16 protein-coding genes are annotated in these 18,724 nt (G+C 49.7%); 13 read left to right on the top strand and 3 right to left on the bottom strand.

Features of this window, described 5'->3' with window-relative positions:
• Positions 1-38 precede the first annotated feature (38 nt).
• Entirely contained in the window at positions 39-1,043 is a 1,005-nt protein-coding gene (locus tag FTU67_RS09675) for an ABC transporter substrate-binding protein (protein WP_180061697.1), read from the bottom strand.
• A 2-nt stretch (positions 1,044-1,045) separates the two neighbouring features.
• On the bottom strand, positions 1,046-1,633 hold the full coding sequence (locus tag FTU67_RS09670) for an ANTAR domain-containing response regulator (RefSeq protein WP_016658095.1): 588 nt from the start codon (positions 1,631-1,633) through the stop codon (positions 1,046-1,048).
• Between the two features lie 444 nt (positions 1,634-2,077).
• Between FTU67_RS09670 and FTU67_RS09665 the strand changes: the two genes are divergently transcribed.
• The 13 genes from FTU67_RS09665 to FTU67_RS09605 all read left to right on the top strand — a co-directional run bounded on the left by FTU67_RS09665 (position 2,078) and on the right by FTU67_RS09605 (position 17,752).
• A complete protein-coding gene (locus tag FTU67_RS09665; protein ID WP_005178146.1) occupies positions 2,078-3,418 on the top strand; it encodes an MFS transporter in 1,341 nt (446 codons plus the stop codon).
• Positions 3,419-3,449: 31 nt separating this feature from the next.
• Complete coding sequence (gene nirB / locus FTU67_RS09660; RefSeq protein WP_168381796.1) at positions 3,450-5,996, top strand: nitrite reductase large subunit NirB; 2,547 nt, start codon at positions 3,450-3,452, stop codon at positions 5,994-5,996.
• Positions 5,997-6,089: 93 nt separating this feature from the next.
• Positions 6,090-7,700, top strand: a complete 1,611-nt coding sequence (gene nirD, locus FTU67_RS09655; protein WP_168390761.1) for a nitrite reductase small subunit NirD — start codon at positions 6,090-6,092, stop codon at positions 7,698-7,700.
• 297 nt (positions 7,701-7,997) lie between these two features.
• Positions 7,998-10,775 (top strand): nitrate reductase, encoded by a 2,778-nt coding sequence (locus tag FTU67_RS09650; protein ID WP_180061696.1) that lies wholly within the window; start codon positions 7,998-8,000, stop codon positions 10,773-10,775.
• Positions 10,772-11,401, top strand: coding sequence for a molybdenum cofactor guanylyltransferase (locus tag FTU67_RS09645; RefSeq protein ID WP_127799927.1), 630 nt, complete (start codon positions 10,772-10,774; stop codon positions 11,399-11,401). Before FTU67_RS09650 ends, FTU67_RS09645 begins: the two co-directional genes overlap by 4 nt.
• 180 nt (positions 11,402-11,581) lie before the next feature.
• On the top strand, positions 11,582-12,616 hold the full coding sequence (moaA, locus tag FTU67_RS09640) for a GTP 3',8-cyclase MoaA (protein WP_373685121.1): 1,035 nt from the start codon (positions 11,582-11,584) through the stop codon (positions 12,614-12,616).
• Positions 12,617-12,618: 2 nt separating this feature from the next.
• Complete coding sequence (locus FTU67_RS09635) at positions 12,619-12,870, top strand: MoaD/ThiS family protein (RefSeq protein ID WP_016658102.1); 252 nt, start codon at positions 12,619-12,621, stop codon at positions 12,868-12,870.
• Between the two features lie 3 nt (positions 12,871-12,873).
• Positions 12,874-13,398, top strand: coding sequence for a molybdenum cofactor biosynthesis protein MoaE (locus FTU67_RS09630; RefSeq protein WP_180061694.1), 525 nt, complete (start codon positions 12,874-12,876; stop codon positions 13,396-13,398).
• Between the two features lie 49 nt (positions 13,399-13,447).
• Complete coding sequence (gene moaCB / locus FTU67_RS09625; protein WP_005178124.1) at positions 13,448-14,371, top strand: bifunctional molybdenum cofactor biosynthesis protein MoaC/MoaB; 924 nt, start codon at positions 13,448-13,450, stop codon at positions 14,369-14,371.
• Positions 14,371-15,603 carry a molybdopterin molybdotransferase MoeA gene (locus FTU67_RS09620; RefSeq protein WP_180061693.1) on the top strand — a complete coding sequence of 411 codons (1,233 nt, stop codon included), beginning with the start codon at positions 14,371-14,373 and terminating at the stop codon, positions 15,601-15,603. The genes moaCB and FTU67_RS09620 overlap by 1 nt, the downstream gene beginning before the upstream one ends.
• An 11-nt stretch (positions 15,604-15,614) precedes the next feature.
• Positions 15,615-16,370 (top strand): molybdate ABC transporter substrate-binding protein, encoded by a 756-nt coding sequence (gene modA / locus FTU67_RS09615; RefSeq protein WP_180061692.1) that lies wholly within the window; start codon positions 15,615-15,617, stop codon positions 16,368-16,370.
• 12 nt (positions 16,371-16,382) lie between these two features.
• The gene (modB, locus tag FTU67_RS09610) at positions 16,383-17,069 is read left to right on the top strand and encodes a molybdate ABC transporter permease subunit (protein ID WP_104484125.1); all 687 of its coding nucleotides are present in this window, start codon (positions 16,383-16,385) and stop codon (positions 17,067-17,069) included.
• Positions 17,069-17,752, top strand: coding sequence for an ATP-binding cassette domain-containing protein (locus tag FTU67_RS09605; RefSeq protein WP_104470184.1), 684 nt, complete (start codon positions 17,069-17,071; stop codon positions 17,750-17,752). The genes modB and FTU67_RS09605 overlap by 1 nt, the downstream gene beginning before the upstream one ends.
• On the opposite strand, the gene FTU67_RS09600 is transcribed toward FTU67_RS09605, so the two are convergent.
• Positions 17,749-18,672, bottom strand: coding sequence for a LysR family transcriptional regulator (locus FTU67_RS09600; protein ID WP_180061691.1), 924 nt, complete (start codon positions 18,670-18,672; stop codon positions 17,749-17,751). The two genes, FTU67_RS09605 and FTU67_RS09600, sit on opposite strands and share 4 nt — an antisense overlap.
• Between the last annotated feature and the right edge of the window lie 52 nt (positions 18,673-18,724).

Genomic DNA, 18,724 nt, shown 5'->3' with positions numbered 1-18,724 from the left:
ATAGCTAAAAAAGCCCGCCATCGTTGCGGGCTTTTTGATTAGACGTGACTTGATGGTAGCGGATAAATACAGCGTTGACTGACCGCAGCACTTTCCACCTCGAGCACATCCAGCGCGTCCCATTTCAACATCTGCTCGGTAAGCCAGATAAAATCCTGCGCTTGCGGCTGGGCTGACGATTCATCCACCAAACTGCGAATAATATTCTGAATAAAATAATAGCGTTCGACATGGACCTGTGCGGAGCAAGGAAACTGGATGATGCCGGCCTCATTTAGCATTTGCCAGACCGCTTGTACATCTTCCAGCTGGTGCAATTCGGCTTGCGCGCGCTGAATGGCAGAGGTCATGGCATTTAAGGTATTCGGATGCTGGGCGGCCCATTCTGCGGTTACCGCCAGTACTTTATCGGCCACTTGCGGAATAACCTGCTGACCCGAGAGCAGGATTTTAGAATAGCCTTGTAATTCGGCCTGGGTATTCCAGGGTTCGCCGACGCAAAAGCCATCAATCTGCTGCTGGGAAATCGCTTCGACCATATACGGTGGTGGCAGCGTAATGAGCTGAATATTTTTCGCCAGGATCGGGTCGGCCAAGGCCAGCCATTCTCTTAAACAGTAATGATGAATCGAGGCGTGAAAGACGTGCGCCAGCTGTATCGGGCGTTGCTGATGCGCGTTTATCAGTTTTTTGGCAATGTGTGCGGCATCATCTTCCGGCTGGATGCCCAGTTCAAAACACAGCGATTGACTCAGGCTGATGTAAGCCTGATTGGTACTTAGCACCAGCGGCGTTTGCAGCGGAATCCCCAGTTGGTCGGTGCCGAGCGCCGCCGCCGGTAACATGGCCGACAGGCAATGCGCGGCATCCATAAAACCAAAGGCCAGCCGGTCTCTTAAACTGGCCCAGGACGGTTCTTTTAGCAGTTCGACATTGAGGCCGGCATCGGCAAAAAAGCCACGCTGTTTGGCCCATAAAATGGCGACGCAGTCGAGCAAAGGAATATAGCCAATCTGAAGTTTGGTTTTTTCTAAGTTATGCATGGCTAATCCTTAAATTGTTTTTGCAGGAGTTGCTGGGCATCGAGCAGGCGCCGTGCCATTTCACCAATGGTCATCCGGTGGCTCATGGCATTTTTGCGTAGCAGGCCAAAGGCATCTTCTTCGCTTAAGGCATGCATCTGCATCAGCAAGACCTTGGCTTTTTCGATATCTTTACGGTCAGCCAGTTTGCCTTTGGTTTCTTCCAGATCGTGCAGCAGCTTTTTGTGTTTTTTAAACTGCTCGATAGAAATTTCCAGAATGCTGTCCAGTTTGGCCGGATCAATCCCATCGACAATATAAGCCGTAACACCGGCATCAATGGCATTTTTGATGGTGTCTTTGTGGCTGTTTTTGGTGAACAGCACGGTTGGTAAATCAAACTGGCTGACGCAGCTTTCAATAATGTCCCGATGTGGATGGTCCATATCCAGCAGAATCACATCGGCATGCAGTTGCTGTAAATGGAACATATTGGAATGATTGATAATTAAACAGGCAACCACCTCAAATTCATGCTGAATTAAGGAGGTTTTGATGAACTCTGCGCGCTCGAGATCATCATCAATTAACGCGATTTTCAGTTTTGGCATGCAACTCTCAATAGAGTCTGTACAACGAGTACTTTTAATAAAGCAAAGATGGTGCCAAACCCGAATTTATTAAAATAAAACCTTTAAAATCAAAAATTAAATCTGGACTTGATGGGAAGATGCACTTGCATGAAACAAAACGCACCAAGATAAGGCAGCGAGCTTTAAAAAATAAAACAGGAGGCTGCCAGAACCGTGAAATCGGGAGGTAGACAGCATCTGAATACCTTCACCCAGCATAGATAACCCTCAAAACCCAATAAAAAACAGCAAGCTGCTGAGCTTTTCTAAAAAGTTGGCACGCTATCTGCATTATTCCAGCTGAGTCAAAGAAGACTCCCAAAATTTGAAAGACGGCCAACGACGTCCGCTCTGTTCGAATCTGTTATGCAGCTATCCGTATAGCAGGTTAACCCACACGTTCAGTTCAGGTAGGAGATGGTTATGTCTTCAAATTTGCAAGCGAATAAAGCGACAAAAATAAGTCTATTTAACTTTAAAACTTCAGCGATGAGAGCCTTCCATATGAGTTGGCTCGCATTTTTTGTCTGTTTCTTTGCCTGGTTTGCCTGCGCACCGTTAATGCCAGTCATTGCCGGCGAGTTCAACCTAACCAAAGATCAGATCGCCAATATCAATATTGCTGCGGTGGCCATCACCATTCTGGTCCGCTTAATTGTCGGGCCGCTGTGTGATAAATACGGCCCGCGCAAAACCTATACCGCCTTGTTAATTATCGGCAGTATTCCGGTGTTTGGGGTGGCGGCTTCCAACAGTTATGAATCTTTCCTGTTTTTCCGTTTGCTGATTGGCGCCATTGGTGCCAGCTTCGTGATTACCCAATATCACACCAGCATCATGTTTGCACCGAATGTGGTGGGAACCGCCAATGCCACTACGGCAGGCTGGGGCAATGCCGGCGGTGGTGCGACCCAGGCACTGATGCCTTTGCTGTTATCTGCCTTGGTGATGTTTGGGGTCGAGCAGGCCATGGGTTGGCGTATTGCTTTGCTGGTACCGGGCATCATGATGATTATTGTCGGCATCCTGTACTGGAAACTGACTCAGGACTGTACCCAAGGCAACTTTAAAGAATTACGCGAACAGGGCATTCAGGTCGGCAGCGACAAAAAAGGCGGTATGGCGATTCTGCTGCATGCTGCACGTAACTACCGCGTCTGGATTTTATTTGGTGCCTATGCTGCCTGTTTCGGGATTGAAATCTTTATTCACAACATTGTGGCGATGTATTACGTCGAACACTTTAGCTTTGGCCTGAAAGAAGCCGGTATGGCGGCGGGCATCTTCGGTTTGCTGGCCCTGTTTGCCCGTGCATTGGGCGGCATTGTCTCTGACAAGGTGGCACTAAAAAGCGGTCTGGATGGGCGTACCAAAGTGCTGTTTGCCATGATTTTAATGGAAGGCTTGTTCCTGATTCTGTTCTCGCAAATGAACAGTGCCATGCTGGCCATTTTAGTCATGACCATTTTTGCCCTGTTTACTCACATGGCTTGCGGCGCGACCTATGCACTGGTGCCATTTATTGACCGCGATGCACTGGGCGGTGTGGCCGGCATTATTGGTGCCGGTGGGAACGTCGGCGCAGTCGCCGCAGGCTTCCTGTTAAAAGGCGTACTGGATATTCAGACCTGCCTGATGGTTCTGGGCGGACTGGTGGTAATTGCCGCAAGTTTTGTCCTGATGATTCGCTTCTCGGTGGAGCATAAAGAAAAAGAACAACGCCTATTCGAACAGGCCATTGTTGAACGCAATAACGCAGCCTAAGCCAACACAGAATATTATTGAGGAGAACTGTATGAAACTTGTCATGATTGGCCACGGTATGGTCGGCCACAAATTTATCGAATCGGTTTTGGAAACTGCGGGCGATGAAGTTGAAATCACCATTTTGGCAGAAGAACCGCGTTTGGCTTATGATCGCGTACATTTAACTGAATACTTCACCGGCAAGTCTGCCAAAGACCTAAGTCTATGCCGCAGTGACTTCGCCGATGCCTATGGCATTGATCTGCGCCTCAATACCAAAGCCACGGATATTGACCCGGTACATAAACTGGTCACCACCAATCAGGGTGATGTGATTGCCTATGACAAACTGGTACTGGCGACGGGCTCTTATGCCTTTGTGCCACCTATTCCGGGCAATGACCGTGAAAACTGCTTTGTTTACCGCACTATTGAAGATCTGGATGCAATTAAAGCCGCTAGTCTGAATGCCAAATCTGGTGTCGTGATTGGTGGCGGTTTACTTGGTCTGGAAGCAGCCAAAGCCTTAAAAGACCTAAATCTGGAAACCCATGTAGTCGAGTTTGCGCCGCGTCTGATGGCGGTGCAGGTTGATGACCTGGGCGGTAAGGTGCTGCGCAGCAAAATTGAAGATCTGGGCGTGAAAGTCCATACCCAGAAAGCCACCTCCTCAATTGAAGATGGCGCGTCGGCCAAGCATGTGATGAAGTTTGGTGATGGCGCTGAACTGGAAACCGATATCATCCTGTTTTCTGCCGGGATTCGTCCACGTGATGAACTGGCGCGCCAAAGCGGACTCAGCATTGGCGAGCGCGGCGGGATTGTGATTAATGATTACTGTCAGACTTCCAATCCGGATATTTATGCGATTGGGGAATGTGCGCTGTGGCAAAACAAGATTTACGGTCTGGTCGCACCGGGCTATGACATGGCTCGAATTGCCGCCAAGCATGTGATGCAGCAAAACCCGAACTGCTTTGCTGGCGCCGACATGAGCACTAAATTAAAGCTGATGGGTGTGGATGTGGCATCTATTGGTGATGCACATGCCATGACTCCAAATTCACTCAGCTATTTTTATGCCGATGAAGATGCGCTGATCTACAAGAAAATTGTGGTTAATGCGGAAAAAAACCGATTGCTGGGTGCGGTGCTGGTTGGCTGTGCCAAAGAATATAACGATCTACTGCAAATGATGCTGAATGGTCTGGCAGTTCCAGAACAGCCAGAAAGCCTGATCATGCCGGGCTTTGCCGAGTCAGGTGCCAAAGCCGGTGGCAGCGGTGTCGATTTGCTGCCAGACAGCGCCACCATCTGTTCCTGTAATAACGTGTCTAAAGCCGATATCTGCCAGGCGATTGAAGCCGGTTCAACTTCACTCGGTGCACTGAAGAAATGTACCCAGGCCGCAACTGCTTGTGGGGGCTGTGCACCTTTAGTGACTCAGGTATTAAAAGCCGAATTGCAGCGTCAAGGGGTGACGGTCAATAACCATCTTTGTGAACACTTTGCCTATTCGCGTCAGGAACTGTATCACCTGGTGCGTGTGAACGAGATCAAGACTTTTGAAGATTTAATCCAGCAACATGGTCACGGTCTGGGCTGTGATATCTGTAAACCAACTGTGGCCAATATTCTGGCCTCCTGCTGGAATGACTTTGTGCTAAAACCAAGTCATGCCGGCCTGCAAGATAGCAATGACTACTATCTGGGCAATATCCAGAAAGATGGTTCTTATTCGGTGGTCCCACGAATGGCCGGTGGTGAAGTGACTCCAGATGGCCTGATTGCCATTGGCCAGATTGCCAAGGAATACGGCCTGTACACCAAACTGACCGGTGGTCAGCGCGTGGATATGTTTGGGGCGCAGGTACATCAGTTACCGGAAATCTGGCAAAAACTGATTGATGCCGGTTTTGAATCGGGTCATGCCTACGGCAAGTCACTGCGTACCGTGAAATCTTGCGTGGGTAGCACCTGGTGCCGTTATGGCGTGGATGATTCAGTTGGTTTGGCGATTTTCCTGGAAAACCGCTACAAGGGCCTGCGCTCTCCACACAAACTGAAAATGGCGGTATCGGGCTGTACCCGTGAATGTGCCGAAGCACAAAGTAAAGATGTGGGCGTGATTGCCACTGAAAAAGGCTGGAACCTGTATGTTTGCGGTAACGGTGGCATGAAACCGCGTCATGCCGAGCTGCTGGCTTCCGATCTGGATACCAGCACCTTAATCAAATACATCGACCGCTTCTTTATGTTCTACATTCAAACCGCAGACCGTTTACAACGTACTTCGGTTTGGCGCGACAACCTGGAGGGCGGGCTGGATTATCTGAAAGACGTGATTGTGCACGATTCCTTAGGTCTGGCCGAAGAACTAGAACGCCGCATGCAGCATGTGGTGGGTACTTATCAGGATGAATGGCGCACCGCGATTGAAGATCCGGAAGTACGCAAACGCTTTAAAACCTTTATCAATGCCAAAGCCGAGCAGCAGCACGATCCGCACATCCAGTTTGCCACCGAGCGTGGGCAGATTCGCCCGAAAACGGCAGCCGAGCGTGATGAAAGCCGGATTCCGGTGATGCAGGCATAACCTTCAAGATCAAGACGCATCTTCTAAAGCAAATCCGCCAGAAAAACCAAATGGGATATGCAGCAGAAGATGCCAAAGCACAGGATAACGATGATGACAATTTTAAAAGATATGAATGAATTGGATTGGGTAGAGGTCTGTCATCTGGAGGAGATTACACCACATACCGGCGTGGCAGCCTTGGTGGAAGGCCAGCAGATTGCAATTTTCCGTGTGGGGCAGGAACAGCGTGTTTATGCCCTGAGTAATCAGGACCCGTTTAGCGGCGCCAATGTGATGTCGCGCGGTATTCTGGGTGATTTGCAAGGTGAGCGTGTAGTGGCATCACCAATCTATAAACAGCATTTCAGTCTGGCCACCGGCCGGTGTCTGGAAGATAAAGACCAGAAATTACTGGTGTTTCCAAGCAAAATTGAACAGGGCCGGGTTTTTGTCAGTCCGACCGCACAAAAAACCTATATCACCAATAATGGCGTGCAACAGGAAAAAATGAAGCTGGTGCTGGTGGGTAATGGTCTGGCGGGCATGCGCTGTCTGGAAGATTTGCTGGATATGGCACCTGATCGTTACGAGATTACCGTGATTGGCGAAGAACCGTGGGGCAACTACAACCGGATTATGCTGTCCCCGGTCTTGGCCGGTGATAAAACGGTGGACGATATCATGCTGCATCCGCATGCCTGGTATGCCGAAAAAGGTATTCAGCTGATTGCCGGTGATGCTGCGGTGAAAATTGATCGTCCACGCAAGCAAGTCTTCACCCAGTCGGGGCAAGTGGTGAATTATGACCGGCTGATTTTAGCCACTGGCTCGCAGCCGTTTATTCCCCCAATTCCGGGCACAGAGCTGGACGGTGTGCTCAGCTTCCGCGATATCTATGATGTGAACCGGATGCTGGAATATTGCGAACAGAAACGAAATGCTGTGGTTATTGGTGGTGGCTTACTTGGACTTGAAGCGGCCTATGGTTTGAAACAGCGTGGCATGAACGTTACCGTACTGCATCTAATGGACCGTATTATGGATCGTCAGCTGGATAGCAAAGCCAGCTTAATGTTGAAAAACAGTATTGAAGAAAAAGGTATTCGTATCCTGACCGAAGCCAATACCGAAATGCTGCTTGGTGAAAATGGCCATGTCACACAAGTCCGGCTAAACGATGGCACGCTGCTCGATGCCGATCTGGTGGTGTTTGCGGTGGGAATCCGTCCGAATATTGCCCTGGCGCAAAGTGCCGGCCTGCGCTGTCAGCGTGGGGTGCTGGTCAATGACACCATGCAAAGTTATGACCCGAGTATTTATGCAGTCGGTGAGTGTATCGAACATCGTGGTCAAACTTTTGGTCTGGTGGAACCGCTGTGGGGCCAAGCCTTTATTTGTGCCTCGCATCTGGCAGAACACGGTAGCTTGACCTTTAAGGCACCTACTGTTCCGACCCAGCTCAAAGTCAGTGGTTGTGATGTGTTCTCGGCCGGTAATTTTGAACCGGAAGATGATTTTGAAGACATTGTCCTGAATGATGAAAAACGTCAGATTTATAAACGCATCATCATCCAGAAAGACAAAGTCATTGGTGCAGTACTGTTTGGTGATACCGAGGATGGTGCATGGTATGCCGAGCTGATTGTAGATCAGACACCAATCACTTCGATTCGGAATAAACTGCTATTTGGTCGGGATTTTGCATTAAAGAAAGCGGGTTAAGAACAAACTATTCTGTCCTGTACCTAAGCGGATACACGGAAACGTCATCCGCAACTGTTTGAGCCAGGACAAAATATGAAAATGAATGTTTCTGCGACCTTTTTGATAAATGCCCGATGAAGGCGAGTTTTGCGGTTCTTACGCCACAGTGTGGCTCAGGTTTTGCCTACTTTTCCCGAAAGAAAAGTAGGTCGAACCGAAGCTTAATCCAGATAAATGGGTTGCATTGAAAAGACAGCGTTGGAATGAATCTTTTTGAAAAGAATTAAATTGTGTTTCAACACCTAAGGGGCATCCATGAACAGTATTCCCGTTGTGGAACTAGAAAGCTCCACAGAACTAAAAACGATGACTACACAAACCACCTGTCCTTATTGTGGTGTGGGTTGTGGGGTTAAGGCCCATGTCAGCCATTCACCACAGGGCGTGCAGGTGAAAGTCGAAGGCGATGTGCAGCATCCGGCCAACTTTGGCAAACTGTGTATTAAAGGCAGCAATCTGGCCGATACCTTGGGGCTAGAGACACGGGTATTAACCCCAATGCTGGGCCGTAAGGACAACCGTCAGCCAACAGACTGGCAGACTGCCACCACCGAAATTGCGCAAAAATTCCAGCATTGTATTGAGCAATATGGCCCGGAAAGTATTGCTTTTTATGTTTCGGGGCAATTGCTGACCGAAGACTATTATGTGGTCAATAAATTTGTCAAAGGTTATTTGGGCACGGCTAATATTGATACCAACTCGCGGCTGTGTATGTCTTCTGCGGTGGCGGCGCATAAACGGGCCTTTGGCGAAGATCTGGTGCCTGCCAGCTATGCAGATTTTGAACAGACCGAGATGGTGGTGCTGGTCGGTTCCAATACTGCCTGGTGCCATCCGGTTCTGTATCAGCGCATGATGCAGGCCAAAGAACAGCGCAATCTGTTTGTGGTGGTGGTCGACCCACGCTTTACCGCGACCTGTGAAGCGGCCGATTTACATTTGCCGATTATGCTCGGGCAAGATGTTGCATTATTTAACGGCTTGCTGCAGTACTTACAGCAAAATGGTCATCAGGACCACAATTTTACCGCTGCCTATACCGAAGGCTTGCAGCAGGCGTTAGAAGCCAGCGCCGCGGAGCAGCAGCTGGAAAATGTGGCAGCGCGTACCGGGATTTCTGCCGAGAAATTACAGCTATTTTTTGAAAAATTTGCCCAGACTGACAAAGTCATGACCCTGTTTTCGATGGGGGTGAACCAGTCTTCACAAGGGGTCAATAAAGCCAACAGTATTATCAATTGTCATCTGTTGACCGGCAAAATTGGCAAGCCGGGCGCAGCACCGTTTTCCATGACCGGACAACCGAATGCCATGGGCGGCCGTGAAGTCGGTGGCTTGGCCAATATGCTGGCAGCCCATCTGGATTTAGAGAATCCGGAGCATCAACAGCTGGTACAACAGTTCTGGAACAGTCCAAAAATTGCCACCCAAGCGGGGTTAAAAGCGGTCGATCTGTTTGAAGCGGTAGAAGCCGGGAAAATCAAGGCACTGTGGATTATGGCCACCAATCCGGTGGTGAGTTTACCCAATGCCGATCAGGTCAAACGCGCCTTGGCGCAGTGTGATTTTGTGGTGGTGTCGGATATCTGTCAGGATACCGATAGCACCGCCTATGCCGATATTTTATTACCGGCTTTGGGTTGGGGCGAAAAAGAGGGCAGTGTTACCAATTCCGAACGGCGCATTTCCAGACAGCGTGCCTTTTTGCCCGCACCGGGTCAGGCCAGGGCCGACTGGTGGGCGATCAGTCAGGTGGCCAAGGCCATGGGCTTTCGCGGTTTCGATTATCAGCATGTGCATGAGATTTTTCTGGAACATGTGGCTTTATCGGCCTGTGAAAATGGTCCGGTGACACAGCGTCAGGACTATCCGCTATTTCGCTACTTTAATTTAAGCGGTCTGAGCCAGCTAAGCCTGCAACAGTATGAACAGCTACAGCCGCTGCAATGGCCAGTGTTAACGCCTCAGCAGAATCCGCCGGTGGAACAGTTGTTTACCCAGGGACAGTTTAGCTTTCCGAATGGCAAAGCCCGTTTTATTGCCACTCAGGCCATCGACCCGGTACATGGCGCTTGTGACGATTATCCTCTCATTCTGAATACTGGCCGGATTCGTGACCAGTGGCACACCATGAGCCGTACCGGTTTATCGGCCAATTTAAGCACTCACAAAGCCGAGCCCTATTGTGAAATTCACCCCAATGATGCACTGAAATATGGCCTGAAAGATGGGGAGCTGGTGGAGCTGAAATCCCGCTGGGGCAGTTGTGTACTGCGGGTTGAAGTTTCGACTGGTATTCGCCGTGGTCAGCTGTTTGCGCCCATTCACTGGAATGATCAGGTCGCTTCCGATGCGCGAATTGGAAAAGTGGTCAATCCGGTGGTGGATGCCATTTCCGGCGAACCCGAATTTAAACATACCCCGGTTAGCATCCAGCCATTTTATACCGACTGGCAGGGCGTGCTGTATATTCGCCACGGTCATGAAGCGGCAGTTCAGGCCACTTTGGCGCAGGTAGCGTGGTGGAGCAAGATTCAGACCGCCAAAGCGGTGCGTTATGAACTGGCCGACCGGAAAAAATTTAAACATACCGCCGCACAGATTAAACAGCTGCTGCAGCTGGAAGATAGCCGCTTTGAATGGCTGCAGCTGGAAGATCCATCGGCATTCATCAGCCATAGTGTGGTGTTACAGGACGGGATTTTAATTGCCAGCCTGTATATTGCGCCCAACGCTTTATTGCCCGATCGGGACTGGGTCGCCAGCCTGTTTAAACGTGAGCGTTTAAGTGCCACGCATCGTAAAGCCTTGCTGGCCGGACAGGCCATGTCGGTACAGAACAATGAAGGACCTCTGGTATGTAGCTGCTTTAAAGTCGGCAAAAACCGCATCATCCAGACCATTCGGGAGCAGCAGTTAAGCCATGAAAAACAGGTCACGGCCTGTTTAAAAGCTGGCGGCAATTGCGGTTCATGTTTACCGGAAATTCGTGGCCTGATTAAAGCCTGTCAGATGGAGGAAATGCCATGAATCGCAACTATGCCACCATTCAGATGGATTATCCTGCCACGGATCTGGTCATTCTGGCGGGCGGACAAGCCCGCCGCATGAATGGCATGAACAAGCTGCTACAAAAGTTTGATGATGATATCCAGCTGCTCAAAATCCAGCGGCGCTTTAAAACGGAAATTCAGCAATTGTGGATCAATAGCCATCGCGATCGTTCCATTTATGCCAGATTGCTGCCGCATCTGCATTGTTATCATGATGATGAAGGCGGTTTTTTAGGCCCGTTGATGGGGATGAAAAGCGCCTGGGGCCATGTACAGGCCGATTATGTGCTGTTTATTCCCTGTGATGTGACCTATATTCCGCCCGATGTGCTGCCACGGTTGCATCAGCGTCTGGCCAGACAGCCGCAGGCCGACGTGGCCTATGTGATGATGAACGGACAGGCGCTGTATCCATTTTGTCTGATGAAACGCAGCAGTTTGCCCACACTTCGCGCGCATCTTGCACAACATCAGCGCAGTTTAAAGCACTGTTTCGCAGAAATGCATGCTCAGGTGGCAAAATTTAAAAATCGTGCGCTATTTTTTCACAGTATTAACTCGCTGGATGAACTGCAACAGTATCGTCAGCTGAAATTTCTTTAAAAATCATCTCATTTCTTCGCTTCTAGCATGTGCTGGGCAGAATTTAAACACTCTCTTTATTAAAAGCCCAAAGTTGGAACATTAATTGCAAATTCAAGCCTAAAGCGCGGCATGTGATCCGTGCAAACCTATTGCCTATTGCACAGCCATGAAGCAATTGCCCAGAGGATAACAGGCGTGATCAATCCCCAGATTCCCGTGAGACCCGCATATTTTCAGGATCAGTTTGGCCGGAGCAAACGCAAACTGCGGATTTCTGTGACCGATCGCTGCAATTTTAAATGCGTCTACTGTATGCCTGAACATCCTGAATGGATGAAGAAACATCAGTTGCTGAGTTTTGAAGCCTTGCTGCAGTTTTGCCAGTTGATGGTTGAGCAGGGGATTCAGCATATCCGGATTACCGGCGGCGAACCGTTGATGCGTCAGGGGGTGGTGCATTTTATCCGGGATTTACAGCCGCTACGCCAATTGGGGCTGGCGAGAATTTCCATGACCACAAATGGCCATTATTTAAGCCACTATGCGCAGGAATTAAAACAGGCCGGTCTGGATGATTTAAATATCAGTCTCGACAGTTTAGATCCGCAGCAGTTTTTTACGCTAACCCAAAAACAGTTACAGCCGGTACTCGACGGGATTCAGGCCGCGCAGCAGGCGCATTTGCCCATCAAACTGAATAGCGTGCTCATTAAAGGCATTAATGACGACCAGATGGTGCCGCTTTTGCAGTGGAGCAAAGCCGAGCAGATTCCGCTGCGTTTTATTGAATTTATGCCGCTGGATGGTGATGGACGCTGGAGCGCCGCGCATGTAGTGACCGAACAGGAAATTTTGCAGCGTTTAAGCCTGCATTTTCCGGTCGAAGCCATCCACAGCCAAGGCGCGAATCCGGCACGGGAATATCGGGTCGATGGCCACCCGGTAGGGATTATTTCCACCATCAGTCATGCCTTTTGTGGCCAGTGTGACCGGTTGCGTTTAAGTGCCCAGGGTGAACTGTATAACTGCCTGTTTGCCGAACAGCCTGTGCCCTTAAAAGTATTGATTGAACAGCTACAGACTCACACGGCGCCCGTGGCACGTGAGCAGTTACTGCAGCAATTACAAAGCTATATCTGGCAGAAAAAAGCCGGCTTTCATGCCATTCATTCTCAAGCCACAACCACTGCCGGGAGCACCCGGAAAATCAGCATGTATATGATTGGAGGTTAAGTATGCACGATATCCTGATTCAGATTGAAGCCTTTGGCGCTGTAAAACAGGCGCTGCCAGAAACTATTCAGATGCAGTGCCTGCCCGGTACGGCCATTGCGGACTTGTTGCTGCAGTTAAACCACAGTTATCCAGCGGCAGCGTCTCTGGTCGAACGTTGTGCCTGCGCGATTGGTGAAGATATTGTGCCGCGCCAGCAGACTTTGCAGCACAGTACCACGCTGGTGCTGTTGTCACCGGTGGCAGGAGGTTAAACGATGCAACATCTAAAACAGTTTGCCCGGATTCAGGATATGCCACTCAGCCAGTCCAGCTTCGATGAGATTCAGCAGTTTCCTGAATGTGGTGGCATTGGCATTTTTGTGGGCACAGTCCGCAATCATCATGAAGGTAAAGCGGTGCAGTCGCTGAAATATACCGCCTATGCACCGGTGGCAGAAAAAATGATCCGGCAGATTGAGCAGGAAATTCAGCAGCAATATGGCGTGTCTTATGTGCGGGTCATCCACCGGATTGGGGATTTAGCCATTGGTGAAACCGCAATTATTGCCATGGCGTATGCGCCCCATCGCCGTGAAGCCTTTCAGGCCTGTGAGGTGGCGGTGGAGCGGGTCAAACATGAAGTCCCGGTCTGGAAAGAAGAATTTTATTGCGATGGCAGCAGCCAGTATGTCGAAGGCTGCTGTATTCGTAAAGATCATCCGCCAGTGGAAGCGAATACGCATACCGAGTGCTGCAATCACCCCCATGCAGGCGAAAACGCCTATCAATGGCCGCTTTAAATTTGATGTTAAGCCTAATTTTTTAAATCAATAATTCCGGAATAAAGTCATGAAAAATGTAGGCATGAAAGCCGAAACCTATCGTACTGCGGTGGCCAGTGCCATTTTATATGCGCCGCCGCACTGTATCGAGCTGCTGCGTCAGGGCAATACTGAAAAAGGCGATGCGCTGAAAACCGCGCGTATTGCCGGTATTCTGGCGGCCAAACGTACCGATGAGCTGATTCCGCTATGCCATCCTTTACCCATTTACCGGGCCGATGTGGACTATGAACTGCATGAACAGCATGTCGAAATTATTGCCACGGTAGAAACTATTGGCCCGACCGGTGTCGAGATGGAAGCCTTAACCGCAGCTAGTCTGGCCGGACTGACCTTATACGACATGCTGAAACCGCACTGTGAACCGGAAGATTTGTGTCTGGATCAATGCAAATTACAGCAGAAAAAAGGCGGTAAATCCCATTTTAGCCGGGTCTTGGCGCAGCCGATGCCGGCTTCGGTGATTGTGCTGTCCGATACCGTCGCCGCGGGTAAAAAACCGGATACCGCCGGCCAGAATATTCTGGAAATATTGGCAGAGGCCAATTTCCAGCAGGTTCAGTATCAGGTGATTCCGGATAGCCCGGAACAGTTGCTGGCCTTAATTGAACAGCAGAAAAATCAGTATCCGCTGATTTTAACCGTTGGCGGCACTGGTCTTGGCCCGAAAGATTTAACCGTAGAAACCCTGGCTCCGCTATTAGAACGGGAAATTCCAGGGCTGATGGAAGCCTCGCGCAGTTTTGGCCAGAAACGCACGCCGTATGCGGCTTTAAGCCGTGGAGTCGCCGGCTATATCGAAAATAGTCTGGTGATGACTTTACCGGGCAGTCGTCAGGGGGCGAAGGAATCCTTGCTGGCGGTATTACCGGCCTTGGTGCATGTCTTTGATGTGCAGAAAAATATTCCACATGCAGGAGGCTATCAATAATGTCAGGTTGTGGTGTAGAAAGCGGGCTGATCAGTCTGGATCAAGCACTAGATAAGATGATTGCGGCAACACCCTGTCTGGAGGTGGAAACCCTGCAACTACAACAGGGCCTGCATCGCTATTTAGCTGAAGATATTTATGCGGGGATTGATCTGCCTTTATTTTCCCAAAGCGCGGTTGATGGTTATGCCCTGTGTAGCGATGGAGAGATAGCGCCAGGCGAGCAGTTCCAGCTGGTCGGTGAAATCCGGGCCGGACAATCGGCCGATGTGACGCTGCAGCGTGGACAGGCGATGCGTATTTTTACCGGCGCGCCCATTCCTGCCGGTACCACCACGGTGGCACGTCAGGAAATTGTGCAGCGGATGTCGAGCCATCTGGTTCAGCTAGAGACTGCGCTCAAACTGCATGCCGATATCCGGGATGTGGGCGAAGAAATTAGCCAAGGTCAGTTACTGGCATCAGCCGGACAATATTTAAATATCGGCGCAATTGCCGCCTTAAGCATGGCCGGTATTGATCAGGTACAGGTCTATCAGCAGCCTAAAGTTGCCGTGCTGATTACCGGCGATGAAGTCGCGCAGTCGGCTGCAGATCTGCAAGCAGGAAAAATTTTTGATGCCAATGCGCCTTTAATTGCATCCTGGTGTCAGGCACGGCATCAACCTGTGCATATTGTGCATGTGGAAGATAATGAAATTGCCTTAATCCGATACTTTCAGCAACTTCAGGAGGAGTATGATGTCATCATCAGCACTGGCGGAATTTCGGTTGGTGATTATGATTTTATCCGTCCGGTGGCTTTAAATGCAGGCTTTGAGCAGGTGTTCTGGAAAGTGAAACAGAAGCCGGGGAAACCGGTTTTTTTCGCCAGATACCGAAAATCGGCTAACAAATTTTGTCACTTATTGGCATTGCCGGGCAATCCTGCGGCGGTATATGTTGGAATCTCGATCTATACGCAAACTTTATTAGAAGTATTACAAGGGCAAAGTCAGCCGCCCGCGTGGTGGACAGGGCAAATACAACATGACTTAAAGCCCGATGCGAGAGAAAGGATTTTAAGAATGGCCGCCTGTTTTGAAGATGGGGTGTTGAAACTGCACAGTTTAGCCAAGCAGCAGTCGCATATGCTCAGTAATCTGATGTATGCCAACTGTCTGGTGCGTGTGCCGGCCCATCAGCCGATTCAAAAAGGCCAATGCTTAAAGGGAATATTCATACAGCATTGAGGGAGTGCGTTTTGAAGACCATCCAACTGGGTTTAATCTGTGTCGCCTTGTGCTTAAGCACATTCAGTCGAGCCAATTCCGTTCAGGTGTATGCAGCTGCAAGTCTGGGCCCGGCATTGACGGATGTGATTCGGCATTATCAGCTGCAACATCCTGAAGCCAAGATTGTACCGGTTTTTGGCACTTCATCGACCCTGGCCAAACATATTGTCCGCGGTGCAAAAGTCGATCTTTATTTCCCCGCCGATCAGGACTGGATGACCTATCTGGTGAAACGCAACAAGGTCAAAGCCAGTCAGGTCAAACCAATTATTTATAATCAGCTGGTGGCAATTGCCCTGAAAGATGCGCGGATTCCGTTTCGGGCGCATCCTACCTTTAATTTTCCTCAGGCCTTTACAGGGCGGCTGTGTACCGGACAGGTCGATTCGGTGGCGGTTGGAAAATATGCCAAACATAGTCTGACCAAGCTGGGCTGGTATAAACGGCTGGAAAAACGCATTATTGGCGCGTCGGATGCCCGGGCTGCTTTGGCCTTTGTCGAGCGCGGTGCCTGTCAGGTCGGCATTGTTTATCGCAGCGATGCCGTCAGTAGCGATAAAGTAAAAGTGCTGGGTGCGTTTCCGGTGCAGACCCATCCGGACATTGTCTATACCGCGGCTTTAACCAAACAGGGTGAAAAGAATCGTCAGGCGGTCAAGTTCCGGCGCTATCTGGGTAGCGCCGCGGCTCACAAGATTTTTGTTCAACATGGTTTTCGCCCCTAGGTTGCTGCTTTGATGCTCAGTCCCGAAGAACTAAGTGCCTTGTATCTGTCTGCCAAAGTGGCCAGCGTCGCGACCTTGTTTTGCCTGCCATTTGCAATTTGTCTGGGCTGGATGCTGGCACGCTATGAATTTCGCAGCAAGTTTTTGCTTGAAGCCATGTTACAACTGCCGATGGTTTTACCACCGGTAGTGCTGGGCTATGTATTGCTGGTGCTGTTTAGCCCGCAAGGCTGGATTGGACAGGTTTTGGCCCACTGGGGCATTGAGCTGGCGTTTAACTGGAAAGGCGCAGTACTGGCTGCCATGCTGGTGGCGTTTCCCTTGCTGGTTCAACCGATTCGTTTGTCTTTTCAAATGTTAAATCCACAGCTGGAACAGGTGGCAGCCTCACTTGGGGCTGCGCCGCTGAAAGTCTTTTTCAGTATTAGCTTACCGCTGGTGCTGCCCGGGATTCTTATGGGCAGTATTCTGGGCTTTAGCCGCAGTCTGGGTGAATTTGGCGCCACCATTACCTTTGTTGGCAATATCCCGGATGAAACCCGCACCATTCCCATCGCTATTTATACGCTCATTCAACAGCCTGATGGCGAAGCTGCTGCCATGCGTCTGGTGCTGTTATCCACCGGCTTGGCTTTTGCCGCCTTACTGGCCAATTATTTTATTCTGCACAGATATCAACGTAAATTGGGGCAAAACTGATGCTGGATTGTCAGATCGATTATCAGAATGCGCAGTTCAAATTACAGCTGCAGCTGACCTGTGCAGAGCAGATTGTCGGCATTCTGGGGCCCTCCGGTTCCGGTAAAACCAGCTTTCTGCATCTGCTGGCTGGACTGTTACGGCCGCAACAGGGCCGGATTGTGCTGAATCACCGTTTATTGCTCGATACCCAGCAGCAGGTATTTGTGCCTGTGCATCAACGTAAAATTGCCCTGATTTTTCAGAAAGCCCTGTTATTTCCGCATTTGAATGTTGAGCAGAATTTAAGATATGCAGAAGGTTTACAGCCGCTGGCACAGCGTAAATTTGAGTTTGAGCAGATTGTTGAGCTGTTAGAACTGTCCAGGCTGATTCGACGCAAAGCGCATCAATTATCCGGCGGGGAAGCACAGCGCGTTTCGATTGGCCGGGCTTTATTGTCTGCACCGCAGTTATTGCTGCTGGATGAACCCTTAAGCGGACTGGATCAGCAGTTAAAACAGCAGATACTGCCATTTTTAAAACGCATTCAGCGCGAATTGCAGCTGGGTATGATTTATGTGACCCATCATCCGGAAGAATTGCTGGAACTTCAGGCCACGGTGTATCAAATGCAAAAAGTGCAGGGCATCAGCCGTTTACAACGGGACAATGTAGTACCTTTGATTCAGCCGGTTTTTTAAAGCTGGGCAATCTGCTGTTGCAGCTGCTCCATCTGCTCGGTTAACTGTTTCATCATGATTTGCGCAATCCGGGAAAGTTGCCGTTTCGGTGCCACACACAGGGCCAACGTTAGTGGATATAAACCTTTGTCCTGAACCGGTTTAAAGATGGCTGTTTGATGTTCCAGGAGCGGCAGTGCATCTAAATAACTCATTAGCCCCAGGCCCAAATTCTGCTTTAACAATGACATTAACATACGAATGTCATTACATTCGATGCGGCTACGCGGACTAAACTGATGGTGCTTATACAGCGCGCTGACATATTCATGAATAATCAGCGGTGGTGCTGGCATTAAATGGGCATAAGGCAAGGTATCGGAAAAATACAGCGGTGTTTGTTCTGCCAGAGGATGCTCAACCGGAATCACAAAACCCAGCGGAATTTCCACAAAAGCCACCACTTCTAAATGCGGATGCGCTTGCGGATTCAGCAGCAGACCAAAATCCAGCTCCGCGGCCTGAATCATCTGCGCGACTTTTTCACTGTCCAGCACATGCACGTGAAAATCAATCCAGGGATAATGCTGGCTCATGTGTTGCATCGACTGCAGCACAAAACTTTCGCTGAGCGCTGAAATTAAGCCAAATTCAATGCTGCCACGATGCAGGCCCTGAATTTCATCAAAACGGATGCGGGTCTGCTGAAATTCCTTTTGCCATTTTAACAGATCGGCATACAGTAACTCTCCGGCCAAAGTCAGCCGTAGCCCATGATTCAGACGTTCAAATAGTGCAATCCCAAGTTCCTGCTCGGCCAGTACAATTTGTCGATGCACGGCAGATACCGAAATAAACAGCTGTTCGGCTGCCTTACGCAAGCTGCCGGTTTGCGCCACCGCAATAAAATATTCTGAAAAACGCGAAAATGGGGTATTCACCATTTAAGACCTGGCCAGCGTGATATCGACAGGTTTTAAAAGAGCAAGATCT

This window comes from Acinetobacter sp. YH12132 (assembly GCF_013418645.1).
GTDB classification, from domain to species: Bacteria; Pseudomonadota; Gammaproteobacteria; order Pseudomonadales; family Moraxellaceae; genus Acinetobacter; species Acinetobacter indicus.
Note: the sequence above shows the minus strand (reverse complement) of the source record. Positions and strands in the feature narration are given on the sequence as shown.